8 protein-coding genes are annotated in these 14,535 nt (G+C 63.6%); 7 read left to right on the forward strand and 1 reads right to left on the reverse strand.

The features are described from left to right. Positions 1–54: 54 nt before the first annotated feature. Positions 55–5,556, reverse strand: coding sequence for a dermonecrotic toxin domain-containing protein (locus VA602_RS15600; RefSeq protein ID WP_323453661.1), 5,502 nt, complete (start codon positions 5,554–5,556; stop codon positions 55–57). Between the two features lie 177 nt (positions 5,557–5,733). Between VA602_RS15600 and pip the strand changes: the two genes are divergently transcribed. The 7 genes from pip to VA602_RS15635 all read left to right on the forward strand — a co-directional run bounded on the left by pip (position 5,734) and on the right by VA602_RS15635 (position 14,501). Continuing rightward, positions 5,734–6,705 (forward strand): prolyl aminopeptidase, encoded by a 972-nt coding sequence (gene pip / locus VA602_RS15605; protein ID WP_054894800.1) that lies wholly within the window; start codon positions 5,734–5,736, stop codon positions 6,703–6,705. Continuing rightward, positions 6,702–7,139: a D-aminoacyl-tRNA deacylase gene (dtd, locus tag VA602_RS15610; protein WP_323453662.1), complete on the forward strand. Its 438-nt coding sequence runs from the start codon at positions 6,702–6,704 to the stop codon at positions 7,137–7,139. Before pip ends, dtd begins: the two co-directional genes overlap by 4 nt. 263 nt (positions 7,140–7,402) lie before the next feature. Next, complete coding sequence (locus VA602_RS15615) at positions 7,403–9,148, forward strand: glucan biosynthesis protein G (RefSeq protein ID WP_081255321.1); 1,746 nt, start codon at positions 7,403–7,405, stop codon at positions 9,146–9,148. Continuing rightward, positions 9,141–11,714: a glucans biosynthesis glucosyltransferase MdoH gene (mdoH, locus tag VA602_RS15620; protein ID WP_323453663.1), complete on the forward strand. Its 2,574-nt coding sequence runs from the start codon at positions 9,141–9,143 to the stop codon at positions 11,712–11,714. Before VA602_RS15615 ends, mdoH begins: the two co-directional genes overlap by 8 nt. A gap of 221 nt (positions 11,715–11,935) precedes the next feature. Beyond that, complete coding sequence (locus tag VA602_RS15625) at positions 11,936–12,733, forward strand: transporter substrate-binding domain-containing protein (RefSeq protein WP_054894813.1); 798 nt, start codon at positions 11,936–11,938, stop codon at positions 12,731–12,733. A 24-nt stretch (positions 12,734–12,757) separates the two neighbouring features. Then, positions 12,758–13,774, forward strand: a complete 1,017-nt coding sequence (locus VA602_RS15630; RefSeq protein ID WP_189657842.1) for an amino acid ABC transporter permease — start codon at positions 12,758–12,760, stop codon at positions 13,772–13,774. After that, the gene (locus tag VA602_RS15635) at positions 13,767–14,501 is read left to right on the forward strand and encodes an amino acid ABC transporter ATP-binding protein (RefSeq protein ID WP_323453672.1); all 735 of its coding nucleotides are present in this window, start codon (positions 13,767–13,769) and stop codon (positions 14,499–14,501) included. The genes VA602_RS15630 and VA602_RS15635 overlap by 8 nt, the downstream gene beginning before the upstream one ends. Positions 14,502–14,535 lie beyond the last annotated feature (34 nt).

A 14,535-nucleotide genomic window follows, 5' to 3' on the forward strand; every position in this document is an offset into this window, starting at 1 on the left:
GCAACCCCGGGCCGGGACAAAGCCGGCCCGGGGTAGTGCGGTGTCGCCAGCGGGTCATTCGCGCTCGGGGTTGGCCTGGAGGGTCAGCTCCTGTATCAGGCGGGCTTCCTTTGCCTGCTTTTCATGCTTCAAGCTGTCGAACTCCGGCGCGAGTTGCTCCAGGGTGCTGTCGGGGAACTGCTCGGGCAACGCCAGTACCTGCGCCTGGTACTGCTGTTCGATCGCTTCGAAGCGCGCCTGGTGGGTGTGGCGCAGGTAGCGAATCCATTCTTCGTTGCTGGTGGCGTAGTTCAGGAACGACTCGCCCTGTTCTTCGCGGTGCACCTGGTCCACGGCCAGCGCCAGCTCGTTACGGCTGACATCGGCGAAAGCCTCGTACAGCATGTTGTCGTCCGGTACGCCAAGCTTGAGTTCCGCGTTCAACCCGCGTCGATAGGCCAGGCGCACCTCTGCCTCGTCGCGCCCCCTGGCTTTGTCCCGGGCGATCTCGTCCAGCCGGTGCAGGCGGAAGAGACGACGCAGCTCCCGGTAGAGCGTGTGCTCCGACTCTGCCGCCTCGGTCAGCAAGCGCCGGCCGTCGATCAGCAGTTCGATGTTCTGGAACACCAGCAGGGCGCCGTCATGGCAGGTCTGGTTGCCGGTGTCGGGTTGCACCAGGGCCTCTTCGGCCACGGCGTTGAACAGCAGACGCTCCTCGGTATTGACCGCGGCCTTGACCAGCATCAGACGCACGCGCTCGCAGAACGATTGGCGGGTCTGGCCGTTGCGATAGGGGGCGGCCTGGCGCAACCGACCGACCAGCGCCAGCAGGTTGGCAGCGTCACCGCTTTCTTCGAGGGTTTCCCAGGCGCTTCTCAGGGCCTCGTTCTGCGCCTGGGCGCCGAGCGACCAGTCGTCGACGTTGGGCAGGTCGTTATCGGCAGAGAGCATTGGGTTGTGCAGGTGTCCGCCAGCCATTTCATCATCTGAAGAGGTGAGAAAGAGCAGGTCTTCGGGCACGTCCATGGCGAAGGTATAGCTGTGCTGGCTGTCCGATGAGGTGCGCGCGCGCGTCATGGTGTCCATGCTCAACGGGTTGCCGAACAATGCGATCGATGAGATCGGGAAACCGTTATCGATGTTGCTGAGGATGTGTTCGGGAAGTTCGGTGAGCTGGTTTTCACTGAGATCCAGCATGTCCATCGGCAGCAGGCTGTCGATCCATGCCGGCCATTGCTGCAGGCCCATGTTGTTCAAGTCGAGGCGGCGCAGGTTGCGTAGCGCTTCGGGTACTTGGGTGATGGTGCCCATGCGGTTGCCGCCCAGGTCCAGCAGCGTCAGATCGCTCAAGTGAGCGAGGGTTGCAAGCATGCTGTCGTCCACCTCCAGGTTCATGTCGCGCATCGAAAGATAGGTCAGGCGTGGCAGGCGGAGCAGTGCCGTGGGCAGGGTCTGGGTGGCGCCGATATATTCCACCAGGCTCAGGCTCTCGACGTTCGGGAGTCGGGCGAGAAACGCATCCAACTGCTCTGTGCTTCCACTCGCTCGGGATAGGGACAGGTTGCGCACCCGCTCGTTGAAGAAGGTCGGCAACTGTGGCGGGAAATGCCCCAGGTCCATGTCTTCCAAGCGCAAGGTCGTCTGGGTCAGGCCTTGTTCCTGGCTCTGCCAGAAGGTGCTCAACGCGGAGCCGATACGGCGGCGGGCAAGTGTCGCGGCCTGGCTTGGCGGGGCGCTCGAACTGGAGGCGTTGGCCCACTGGTCGATGGCCTCGTGCAACGCCTGGCGTTGCTGGAGGTGCTGGTCGAGACGGGTACGCAGGCCGGGCGAGATATCGACCGTGACGTTGGGGCTCGACGCTTCCTGGGCCAGCAGCAGGCGCAGCAATTGGTCATCGCTGATGCGGTTGCCTTCCAGTGCGATGACGGTGCGTGGGCGTGCGTCGGCGTGGCTGCCGAGCAGCATGCCAGGCAGTAGCCGCAGGTTGTTGTCGCGTAGCGAAAGTTCGCCGATGTTCGCCAGTGCCCCTAGGCCCAGACCCTGCGGCCAGTGGTCGAGGGTCATACGGTCGAGCCCAAGGTAGTCCAGCGTGAGCTCGCGAAAATCCGGGCGGTAGCGTTCGGAAAGGCGGTTGCCGCTGAAGTCCAGGCGACGCAGGCGAGGCAGGCCGGCGAGGCTGTTGATGTCGCTCTCGGACAGTTGCAGGTTCTGGTTCAGCAGGCTGAGCGATTCGAGTTCGGGGAAGTGCGTTGCCATCAACCCAAGGCTGAACAGCATTTGCGATGGGGCGGCGGTTTGCGAGTAGGGGCGGCTGATTTCGAGTGAGCGCACGCCTGGCAACTGTCGGAACAGGTTGTTCAGGTGCCGCTCGTATGCGGTCCAGCCCACGCTACTGCCAAATGACGGCTCGGTCAGTTGCAAGTGCGTGATGGTCGCGCTGAGGAAGTCGGGCAGGTCCGAAGGGAAGCTGCTGAGGTCGACGCGCTCCAGGTGCAGGGGAGCTTGGGTGTCTCCGAGGGCGGGCAATGCGTTGCGGTGCCAGTGATTCATGAAGCGTGCCTGAAGCTCGGAGAACGTTTGTGGCGGGACAAGGATGTCGGGGTGGACCGCCGTGCGCCAATCGTCCAGCCAGCGCTGCAGGGCGGTGCGCTGTTCTTGCAGCTCGCGCAGGCGGTTATGGATGTCCGAACGGTTCATGCCGCTGGTTTCAAGGCGGGTCAGGATCTGTTCGGCCGAGCGGGAGAGGTGTTCGGGCAGTTCGAGGGTGCGGATGATGCGCAGCAGTGTATGGCGGGTGAACGTACCCCCAACCGCACCTCGGCCGCCCAGCGGGTAGCCGATGCGCCCGTCGGCCAGGCGCATCGGTGAGCGATAGCCTGGGTTCAGCGGTTGCATGCCCAGCAGGCGCCTGAACGTAGCGCGTGGCAGGGGGTTGGCCTGGATCAGGCGTTTCAAGGCAAGGGTCTGTTCGGCACCGTCGCCCGCCAGTGTTTCGCGCAGGGCGGTCGGTATCACCTCGAGCAATGCGCTGTACAACGAAGTATGCGAGGACAAGGAGGTGGCCGATTCCGCAAGGTAGCCTGAGGCGGTGCTGACGAGGGTCTGGCCCTGCGAGTCGGTCGTGCCGATCTCGAAGGTTCCGCCAGGCAACTGCTCCAGTGTCAGGCGGGTGCCGGTTGGCCAGTCGGGCAACTGCTCCAGCGTGTACAGCGCCAGCCGCTCGCTATCGGCATTGCGCACCGAGTCCAGGAATAGTCCCTCGTAGGCACGCGCCAGGCGCACCTGTTGCTGATAGAGGCGTATTTCCTGGGCCAGGCGGTAGGGCACCTTGGCTTGTGCCAGGCTTTGCAGCTCCTCGGGCGTGGCGTGGCGCAGCAGTTCCTCGACGATGGCATTCGGCAGTTGCGGGTAGCGCTGCTGGATGAGCTCTGCGGACGGCGTCACGCTGCTCGACAAGGCGCTGTAACGCTTGGAGAATTCTGCCTGGGCGATGTGTGGCTCGGCGTAGGCGGGCGTCTGGCTGATCTGCTGGTCCAGCGTGAAGCGCGCCAGGGTGTCTTCCAGTAGTGCGGGAAGCCGCTGGTTATCGGTGATGATCCGGCGCAGCACGTCTTCCTGGGTGTCGCTGATCTCCAGAATGCGGGTGATGGTTGCATCGTCGAACGCGGCGGCCAGCGGGCTTGCGCGACGCATGAGGGTAAGCGCCTGCCAGGTCAGCGGCTGGTCCAGTTCGTGCAGCCAGGCACCGGCACCATTGTGGCGCAGGCTCGGTTGGTAGCTCTGCGGGTTGTGCGGGTGTTCGAGCCGGTATTCACCAGTAGGCGTCGCCTGGCTCAGCGAATAGTGGGTGCCGTCCAGCGCGAGCCAGGTCTTGCCTTGGTGATGGTACAGGCCGAATTCATCTGGCTGCAGGTCGGCTGGCAGCAGGATGTCGTGCGCGAACGGTCGCAGGTCGGGCGCCCACAGGCGGGTCTGGCCATCGGGCAGTTCGATGGGGGTGAGTTCCTCGATGAACGACGGCGTTTCCACCGGAATACGCTCGAGCGCCGGTACCTCGCCTGTGCCGCCGGCGGCTCCCAGTGCGGCGGTGAGCGCCACGTTCTCGACCACATCCATCAGGTACTCGAAGGCCTGTTGCTGGTCGCCGCTGGCCCAGCTGTCCAGACCCTCGAACACCTCGTAGCTCAGTTGGATAGCGGCCACGCCCATCATTACCTGGCCCAGCACGGGTATGAAGAAGGCGCTGGTGTTGAGCGCGTCGAATGCCAGCTGGGTGAAATAGGCTCGACGCTTTTCGGCGGTCTTTTCGTCCTCGACGGCGGTGGGCACAGCATGGAATGCCGCGTCGTCCTTGAGCCGCTGCTGCTTGTGCTCGACCTGATGGCTGAGCAGCGGCTGGCGCAAGGGCTCCAGGGTCACCGGAACCCAGGCGTCTGGGTCGCGGACCCGCTCGACCTGGCCGCCTTGGCCGTCGGGGCCAGGTTGTACGGTGCTCCAGTCGACCGGTTGCAGGCAGTCGCGCAGCTTTTCGAAGAAGGTGGCGCTGTCACGCGCCGGCACTGCGCGCTTGAGCTGATCGACCGGCATCATCCACAGCTGTTCGCGCAAGTGGGCCTGTGCCTCGTGCACCGAATGGTGCTGCTGCAAGGGGGTGTCGCTGCCGGGCAGGTAGGTGACGAGCAGGCCTTTGTGCGGCAATAGCAGCGGATCGTAGGTCAGTAGCTGCTCGGGAGAGGGGACGGCGCCGATGACCATGGCCCCGGTCAACGGCGCCCCGAACAGGGCCAGCCCGGCGCAACGCACCGGGCTGCCCTGGTACTCGGCTGGCTTGTCCTCGATGAGGGCGAGCAGTATCGAGTGCAATTCGGCGTCGATCGCATGGCTGAGGTAGGCTTTGTGCACCTCCACGCGCAAGGCCGCCTGTTCGGTCGCGCGCAGCGCTGGTGCCGCGGAGTTCAACACGTCGCCGATCAGCGTCTGGTACTGGCCGCCGATGTCCAGCTCACGGCTCAGGGCCGCGAACTCGTGGGGAACAATGGAGAGTTGCTTTCCGTCCGGCGTAAGGAACGTAAACGTGTTGCTGTCGACAACGGCTGCGCTGAGCCATTGTCCATCTAACCCATTGGGCTCGGCTTCGGCCTCCTCGAAATTCTGCAGCGCACAGTGCAGCAGCGATTGCGTGGCCAGTTTCAACGCACGCTGCCCATTGACGACGGGGTCGCCTTCCAGCTGCAGTTTGTAGGCTTCTGCCTTGCTGGCATTGATCAGGTAGTGGGTGGATACGTCGAGGGACAACGCGAACCGCTTTTCTATCGCCTGGCGCAAGTGCTGGGTGGCGAACGCTGTCAGCGTCGGGAGCGCACCCAGTTGCGCATTGAGCTCGGTGCTGTGGGCCTGGTAGTCGGTATAGGCCTGGGCGAGGTCGCGGGTAGTCGCGTTGGCCTGCGCGAACCAGGTCGGCGGGGTTTTGAGGGTTTCGCGCATGATGGTGTGCGCAGGGGCAGGGGTCGTGTGCATCCACGGCGGCATCTTGTGTTCGATCAAGGCGTGGGGAGCGAGGGGGGCTGACGGCTTCATGGCGGTGTCTCGTGGGGAAATCGCCGATGCTAGTGAGCCGCGCAGGCCAGGCTGACATAACAGTTTATAGAGGCCGTGGGGCAATGATCTGGCAGGCCCATCACACGGGTACATGCTCAAAGCGCAATTCAGGTTTATGATGGCCCTCGGCCGAACAATCCTCACACGGAGTGCGCAATGCAGACCCTCTACCCGCAGATCAAACCCTACGCCCGGCACGATCTGGCCGTGGAAGCGCCGCACGTGTTGTATGTCGATGAAAGTGGTTCGCCTGAAGGTTTGCCGGTGGTGTTCATCCACGGAGGTCCGGGCTCGGGCTGCGACGCCCAGAGTCGTTGCTACTTCGACCCCAACCTCTACCGCATCATCACCTTCGACCAGCGCGGCTGTGGGCGCTCCACGCCACACGCGAGCCTGGAGAACAACACCACCTGGCACCTGATCGAAGACCTGGAGCGCATCCGCGAGCACCTGGGCATCGACAAATGGGTACTGTTCGGTGGCTCCTGGGGCTCGACGCTGGCGCTGGCCTACGCCCAGACCCACCCCGAGCGCGTGCATGGCCTGATCCTGCGTGGGATCTTCCTGTGCCGTCCCCAGGAAATAGAATGGTTCTATCAGGCGGGCGCCAGCCGTCTGTTCCCCGACTACTGGCAGGACTACATCGCGCCGATCCCGGCCGATGAGCGCGGCGACCTGGTCAAGGCTTTCCACAAGCGCCTGACCGGCCACGACCAGATCGCCCAGATGCAAGCCGCCAAGGCCTGGTCGACCTGGGAAGGCCGTACTGCCACGCTGCGTCCCAACCCGCTGGTGGTCGATCGCTTCTCCGAGCCTCAGCGTGCGCTGTCGATTGCCCGTATCGAATGCCACTACTTCATGAACAATGCCTTCCTCGAGCCGGACCAGCTGATCCGCGACCTGCCGAAGATCGCCCATCTGCCGGCGGTGATCGTGCATGGACGCTATGACGTGATCTGCCCGCTGGACAACGCCTGGGAGCTACACCAGGCCTGGCCGAACAGCGAACTCAAGGTGATCCGCGATGCTGGCCACGCCGCGTCCGAGCCCGGCATCACCGATGCCCTGGTACGCGCCGCAGACCAGATGGCGCGTCGCCTGCTCGACCTGCCCCTGGAAGAAGCATGAAGGGCCTGTTGCAGCGTGTACGCGCAGCACGGGTCGAAGTCGAGGGTGAGATCGTCGGCGCCGTAGACCAGGGTTTGCTGGTGCTGGTGGCGGTCGAGCCTGAAGATACCCGCGAACATGCCGATAAGCTTTTGCACAAGCTGCTGAACTACCGGGTGTTCAGTGACCCGCAGGGCAAGATGAACCTGTCGCTCAAGGATATCGGCGGCGGGCTACTGCTGGTGTCACAGTTCACTCTGGCCGCCGACACCCGTAGCGGCATGCGGCCAGGTTTTTCGACGGCGGCGCCGCCTGCACTGGGGGCCGAGCTTTACGACTATCTTTTGCAGCAGGCTAAGCTTCAGCACTCGAACGTCGAGAGTGGCCGTTTTGGTGCAGATATGCAGGTTCACCTGGTCAATGATGGCCCCGTAACATTTATGTTACAAATATGAGCCGCAAAAACCCCTTGTTTGTAGGAAAACAAGGGGTTTTGTACGATAAATAGTTTGTCCAGCCTGATGCGTTGTAACGCAGCCTGCTGGATAATCGCGCGCTGCGTGAGCCTGCGTTCGCAGGTTCGTTTCACTCTGACTCGAGCATTGTCTGGATCCGTTTGGGGAATCATTGCGCCCTTGCGGGGTCCGAACAGTGCTCGCCAACCCGGCATTGGTCGCTGGCCGTTGGTTTCATGATCTGTTTACGGCGAGGGTTGCTCGTGATTGTAAGTCCCTGTAATGCACCAAGAATCCCCGGCAATCGGCTGCGCACGGCCTTGTTGGCAGGCGCAGCGCTGGTTGGCCTGATGAGCGCTGGCCAGCTGTGGGCATTCAATCTTGACGATGTTGCAGCCAAGGCAAAGGATCTGGCCGGCCAGAAGTACGAAGCACCGAAGAGCAACCTGCCTCCGGTGTTCCGCGACATGAAGTACGCGGACTATCAGAAAATCCGCTTCATCCAGGAAAAGGCCGAATGGGCGAATGACAAGACCCCGTTCAAGCTCTCCTTCTATCATCAGGGCATGCACTTCGACACGCCGGTGACCATCAACGAGATCACCGCCAAGAAGGTCGAAGAGATCAAGTACGACCCGAGCCGCTTCGAGTTCGGCGACGTACCGCATGACGCCGATGCCACCAAGAACCTCGGCTACGCCGGTTTCCGCGTGCTCTACCCGATCAACAAGCCTGACAAGCAGGATGAGATCATGACCCTGCTGGGCGCCAGCTACTTCCGCGTGGTCGGCAAGGGGCACGCCTATGGCCTGTCTGCCCGTGGCCTGGCCATCGACACCGCGCTGCCGTCCGGCGAAGAGTTCCCGCGTTTTCGCGAGTTCTGGATCGAGAAGCCCAAGCCCGCCGACAAGCACCTGGTGATCTACGCGCTGCTCGATTCGCCACGTTCCACCGGCGCCTACAAGCTGACCGTGCGTCCAGGCGACGACACCATCGTCGACGTCAAGTCCAAGGTGTTCCTGCGCGATCACGTCAGCCGCCTGGGCATCGCCCCGCTGACCAGCATGTTCCTGTTCGGCCCGAACCAGCCGTCGAAGGTACAGAACTACCGTCCGGCGCTGCATGACTCCGAAGGCCTGTCGATCCACGCCGGCAACGGCGAATGGCTGTGGCGTCCGCTGAACAATCCGAAACACCTGGCAGTCAGCAACTTCAGCGTCGAGAACCCGCGTGGTTTCGGCCTGATGCAGCGCCAGCGCGCCTTCAGCGACTTCGAAGACCTCGACGACAACTACCAGAAGCGTCCAAGCACCTGGATCGAGCCCAAGGGCGACTGGGGCAAGGGCACCGTCGACCTGGTCGAGATTCCGACTGCCGACGAGACCAACGACAACATCGTTGCTTTCTGGAGCCCGGAAACCTTGCCTGAGCCAGGCAAGCCCTTCGAGTACAACTACCGCCTGCACTGGACCATCAGCGAGCCCAAGTTCCAGGCCCAGGACCTTGGCTGGGTCAAGCAGACCCTGCGTTCCACCGGTGACGTCAAGCAAGCCAACCTGATCCGTCAGGCCGATGGCAGCGTGGCCTTCCTGGTCGACTTCAACGGCCCGGTGCTGGCGGCATTGCCGGAAGACACCGCGGTGCGCAGCCAGGTCAGCGTGGGCGACAATGCCGAGCTGGTCGAGAACAATCTACGCTACAACCCTGAGATCAAGGGCTGGCGTCTGACCCTGCGGTTGAAGGTCAAGGATCCGAAGAAGTCCACCGAGATGCGTGCCGCGCTGGTACGCGATGTTCCGGTCGAGGCGCCGAAGGAAACCAAACCTGCCGAAACCAAGCAGGACAAGGCGGCCGCCAAGCATGCCAAGGCTCAGCATGCCAAGGCCGAGAAGGCCGAGACGCCTGCCGAGCAACCAGCCGCCGACGCGGCGTCCACCAACGGGGCCCCGGCCACCACCGAGAAGGTGCTGACCGAAACCTGGAGCTATCAGTTGCCTGCCGATGAGTAACTCAAGCGCAAGGCCGGAATCGCTTGGCGAGTACCTGGCCCACCTCCCTCTGAGCGATGAGCAGCGAGCGGAACTCGCCAGCTGCTCTTCCTTCAGCGAGCTGCACCAACGCCTGGCGGCCGATCCGGCCGCCAGCGCCACCGACGCCGTCCAGGCCTCGGTGGGTTCCCGTCTGACGGTTGGCAGTGCCGCCGAGCTCGAAGAGGCCGAGATGCTCGGCGTCGACGGCGGTGGCCGCCTGTGCCTGAAGATCGCCCCGCCGATCAAGCGTACCAAGGTCCTGCCCGAGCCCTGGCGCACCAATATTCTGGTGCGCATGTGGCGGCGCATGACTGGCCGCACCAACGCTCCGCAACCGCCCAAGCGCGAGTTGCCGCCGGCACGCTGGCGCCGGGTCGGTTCGTTGCGCCGCTACATCCTGCTGGCGCTGATGATCGGTCAGACCATCGTCGCCGGCTGGTACATGAAGGGCATCCTGCCGTACCAGGGCTGGTCGTTCGTCGACCTGGACGAAGTGGTCAACCAGCCGATCTGGGACACCGTCGTGCAGGTCTGGCCCTATGCCTTGCAGACTTCCATCCTGATTCTCTTCGGCATCCTGTTCTGCTGGGTGTCGGCGGGCTTCTGGACCGCGCTGATGGGCTTCCTCGAGCTGCTCACCGGCCGCGACAAGTACAAGATTTCCGGCAGCAGTGCCGGCAACGAGCCGATCCCGGCCGATGCCCGCACCGCGATCGTCATGCCGATCTGCAACGAAGATGTGCCACGGGTCTTCGCTGGCCTGCGCGCGACCTTCGAGTCGGTGGCCGCCACCGGCAACCTGGACCGCTTCGACTTCTTCGTGCTCAGCGACACCAACGACACCGACATCGCCGTTGCCGAGCAACAGGCGTGGCTCGAGGTGTGCCGTGAGGCGAAAGGCTTCGGTCGTATCTTCTATCGCCGCCGCCGCCGCCGCGTGAAACGCAAGAGCGGCAACCTCGACGACTTCTGCCGTCGCTGGGGGGGCGAATACAAGTACATGGTCGTGCTCGACGCCGACAGCGTGATGAGCGGTGAGTGCTTGAGCAGCCTGGTGCGCTTGATGGAGGCCAACCCGGACGCCGGTATCATCCAGACCGGGCCGAAGGCTTCGGGCATGGACACGCTCTATGCGCGCATGCAGCAGTTCGCCACCCGTGTGTACGGCCCGCTGTTCACCGCCGGCCTGCACTTCTGGCAGCTGGGCGAATCGCATTACTGGGGGCACAACGCGATCATCCGCATGAAGCCCTTCATCGAGCACTGCGCCTTGGCGCCATTGCCGGGCAAGGGCGCCTTCGCCGGCGCGATCCTGTCCCACGACTTCGTCGAAGCCGCGCTGATGCGCCGTGCCGGCTGGGGCGTGTGGATCGCCTACGACCTGCCGGGCAGCTATGAAGAGCTGCCCCCGAACCTGCTCGATGAGCTCAAGCGCGACCGGCGCTGGTGCCACGGCAACCTGATGAACTTCCGCCTGTTCCTGGTCAAGGGCATGCACCCGGTGCACCGCGCGGTGTTCCTCACCGGGGTGATGTCGTACCTGTCGGCGCCGCTGTGGTTCCTGTTCCTGGTGCTGTCGACCGCGTTGCTGGCAACCAACACGCTGATGGAGCCGCAGTACTTCATCGAGCCGTTCCAGCTGTATCCGCTGTGGCCGCAGTGGCACCCGGAAAAAGCCATCGCGCTGTTCTCCACCACCATCGTGCTGCTGTTCCTGCCCAAGCTGCTCAGCATCATCCTGATCTGGGCCAAGGGCGCGACCGAGTTCGGCGGGCGGATCAAGGTGACCCTGTCGATGCTGATGGAGATGCTGTTCTCCATGTTGCTGGCGCCGGTGCGGATGATCTTCCACACCCGCTTCGTGTTGGCCGCGTTCCTCGGCTGGGCAGCGACCTGGAATTCGCCGCAGCGTGACGACGATTCCACCCCGTGGAGCGAAGCGGTGCGGCGTCATGGCCCGCAGACCTTGCTGGGTATCGCCTGGGCTGCGCTGGTGGCTTGGCTGAATCCAAGCTTCCTGTGGTGGCTGGCGCCGATCGTCGGCTCGCTGGTGCTGTCGATCCCGGTTTCGGTGATCTCCAGCCGTGTGCGCCTGGGCCTGGCGGCCAAGGACGAGCGCTTGTTCCTGATTCCCGAGGAATACGCCACGCCGCACGAGCTGCTGGCAACCGACCAGTACACCCACGAGAACCGCTGGCACGCCCTGAACGATGGCTTCGTTCGCGCCGTGGTCGATCCGCGTCAGAACGCCCTGGCCTGCGCCATGGGTACAGCCCGTCATCGTCAGTCCGATGCGATCGAGACGCTGCGCGCCGAGCGTATCGCCAAGGCGCTGGAAGCGGGCCCCAAGGGGATCGACGGCAATACTCGCCTGGCCCTGCTGAGCGACCCGGTGGCGCTGTCGCGCCTGCACGAGCGGGTGTGGGCCGAGCAGAACGAGGCGTGGATCAAGGTGTGGCGCAACTCCATCGCCAACGATCCGCACTCGCCGCTGCTGCCGCTGCATCCCGAGGGTGAGGGCCAGCCGGCACTTGTCGGCGCCTGATCCATCGCATTCGCGGGCAAGCCCGCTCCTACAAAGCCTGTAGGAGCGGGCTTGCCCGCGAAGCTTTTTCTGCTGCCATGATTTTTGGCCAACAAAGTCCCCACCGGCTCTAGGTCCCAGGGCCTGCATGCGTTAGCATCCGTCCCGACACAACGCACCGGTCGGAACGATCGTGCACACAATAAAATTCTGCGTACTTCTTGCTAGGGGACCTGGTGATGATGAAGAAATACCTGTCGCGCATGCTGCTCGGCGTCACCGCGCTGATCGCGGTCACAACCGCCCAGGCGGGCGCCATCGATGATGCGGTCAAGCGCGGCACCCTGCGCGTGGGTATGGACCCGACCTACATGCCGTTCCAGATGACCAACAAGCGCGGCGAGATCGTCGGCTTCGAGGTCGACATCCTCAAGGCGATGGCCAAGTCCATGGGCGTCAAGCTAGAAACCGTCTCCACCGCCTATGACGGCATCATCCCGGCCCTGCTGACCGACAAGTTCGACATGATCGGCAGCGGCATGACCCTGACCCAGGAACGCAACCTGCGCCTGAACTTCAGCGAACCCTTCATCGTCGTTGGCCAGACCCTGCTGATCCGCAAGGAGCTGGCAGGCGAGATCAAGTCGTACAAGGACCTGAACAACGAGAAGTACCGCCTGACCTCCAAACTCGGCACCACCGGCGAGATGGTCGCCAAGAAGCTGATCAGCAAGGCCAAGTACCACGGCTACGACAACGAGCAGGAAGCGGTGATGGACGTGGTCAACGGCAAGGCCGATGCCTTCGTCTACGACGCGCCGTACAACGTGGTCGCGGTGAACAAGGCAGGCGCCGGCAAGCTGGTCTACCTGGAAGAACCCTTCACCTACGAGCCGCTGGCATTCGGCCTGAAGAAGGGCGACTACGACAGCATCAACTTCATCAACAACTTCCTGCACCAGATCAAGCACGACGGGACCTACGATCGTATTCACGACAAGTGGTTCAAGAAGACCGACTGGCTGAAGGACATGGAATAAGAGCCCGGACCACAAGCCCTGGCGATGACCCTGACGCGCAGGCAACCCCTGCGCGTTCGCATTTACGGAAGCACCCACGTGATCAAACACAAGAAAGCCCAGTGGCCCTGGCACGCGCTTACCGCGCTGGTGCTGGTGGGCCTGGCGTTCAGTCTGTACATGGCCACCTCGATGATTTCCTACGAGTGGCGCTGGAACCGTGTGCCGCAGTACTTCGCCTTCCAGGCCGAAGACGTGCAGCGTGCGGCGGCCTACGGCACCGTCGAGGAGATCGTCGTGTCCGGTAACGACGCCCGCGTCACGCTCAAGAGCGAGGACGGCGAGGTGCAAGTGCTGGAGGTGGTCAAGGACAGTCTGCAACTGAGCCGTGGTGACGATGTCGCCGAGGGCGACCAGATCGGCGTCACCCGCCACTGGGCGGCCGGCCCGCTGGCCTGGGGCCTGTGGACCACCTTGTGGATCTCGGTGCTTTCCGGTGCGTTCGGTTTGGTGATCGGCCTGTTCGCCGGGTTGTGCCGGTTGTCGAGCAACCCGACCCTGCGCGACCTGTCCACGGTTTATGTCGAACTGGTGCGCGGTACGCCGCTGCTGGTGCAGATCTTCATCTTCTATTTCTTCATCGGCACCGTGCTCAACCTGTCCCGCGAGTTCGCCGGGGTGGCGGCGCTGGCGCTGTTCACCGGCGCCTATGTGGCCGAGATCGTCCGTGCCGGTGTGCAGTCGATCGCCAAGGGGCAGAACGAAGCGGCGCGCTCGCTGGGCCTGAATGCCAGCCAGTCGATGCGCCATGTGATCCTGCCCCAGGCGTTCAAGCGTGTGCTGCCGCCACTGGCGGGGCAGTTCATCAGTCTGGTCAAGGACACCTCGCTGGTGTCGGTGATCGCCATTACCGAGCTGACCAAGAGCGGTCGCGAGGCGATCACCACGTCGTTCTCGACCTTCGAGATCTGGTTCTGCGTGGCAGGCCTGTACCTGCTGATCAACCTGCCGCTGTCGCACATTGCCAGCCGGCTCGAGCGGAGGCTTGCGCAAAGTGATTGAAGTCCGTGACCTGTTGAAAGTCTTCGACACCCGTGGCCAGGTGGTGCGTGCGGTGGACAGCGTCTCCACCCAGGTTGCCAAGGGCGAGGTGGTGGTGGTGCTGGGCCCCTCGGGTTCCGGCAAGTCGACCTTCCTGCGTTGCCTGAACGGCCTGGAGCATTTCGACGATGGCCATGTGGCCATCGATGGGCTGCGCCTGGAAGACCCCAAGACCGATATCAACGCCTACCGCCGTGAAGTCGGCATGGTGTTCCAGCACTTCAACCTGTTCCCGCACATGACCGTGCTGGAGAACCTGTGCCTGGCGCAGAAGGTGGTGCGCAAACGTAGCAAGGCCGACCGCGAAGCCAAGGCCCGTGCACTGCTGGAGAAGGTCGGCATTGGCCAGAAGGTCAATGAATACCCCTCTCGCCTCTCGGGGGGGCAGCAGCAGCGGGTGGCCATTGCCCGCGCCCTGGCGATGGACCCGAAGGTGATGCTGTTCGACGAACCGACCTCGGCGCTCGACCCCGAGATGGTCGGCGAGGTGCTGGATGTCATGAAGACCCTGGCCCAGGAAGGCATGACCATGGTCTGCGTGACCCATGAGATGGGCTTTGCCCGTGAGGTGGCTGACCGGGTGCTGTTCTTCGACCATGGCAAGTTGCTGGAAGATTCGGCACCCGCTGCGTTCTTCGCGGCGCCGAGGGACCCGCGGGCCCAGGCGTTCTTGCGCCAGGTGCTTTGATCGGATCGCTCTTTGCGTGGGCAAGCCCGACCTC

It is taken from the genome of Pseudomonas machongensis (assembly GCF_034961125.1).
Classification (GTDB): Bacteria; Pseudomonadota; Gammaproteobacteria; order Pseudomonadales; family Pseudomonadaceae; genus Aquipseudomonas; species Aquipseudomonas machongensis.

What these genes read in the sequence shown, in the direction of transcription:
- VA602_RS15600 (WP_323453661.1), bottom strand. Translation starts at nt 5,556, where the DNA reads ATGAAGCCGTCAGCCCCCCTCGCTCCCCACGCCTTGATCGAACACAAG.
- pip (WP_054894800.1), top strand. Translation starts at nt 5,734, where the DNA reads ATGCAGACCCTCTACCCGCAGATCAAACCCTACGCCCGGCACGATCTG.
- VA602_RS15625 (WP_054894813.1), top strand. Translation starts at nt 11,936, where the DNA reads ATGAAGAAATACCTGTCGCGCATGCTGCTCGGCGTCACCGCGCTGATC.
- dtd (WP_323453662.1), top strand. Translation starts at nt 6,702, where the DNA reads ATGAAGGGCCTGTTGCAGCGTGTACGCGCAGCACGGGTCGAAGTCGAG.
- mdoH (WP_323453663.1), top strand. Translation starts at nt 9,141, where the DNA reads ATGAGTAACTCAAGCGCAAGGCCGGAATCGCTTGGCGAGTACCTGGCC.
- VA602_RS15630 (WP_189657842.1), top strand. Translation starts at nt 12,758, where the DNA reads ATGACCCTGACGCGCAGGCAACCCCTGCGCGTTCGCATTTACGGAAGC.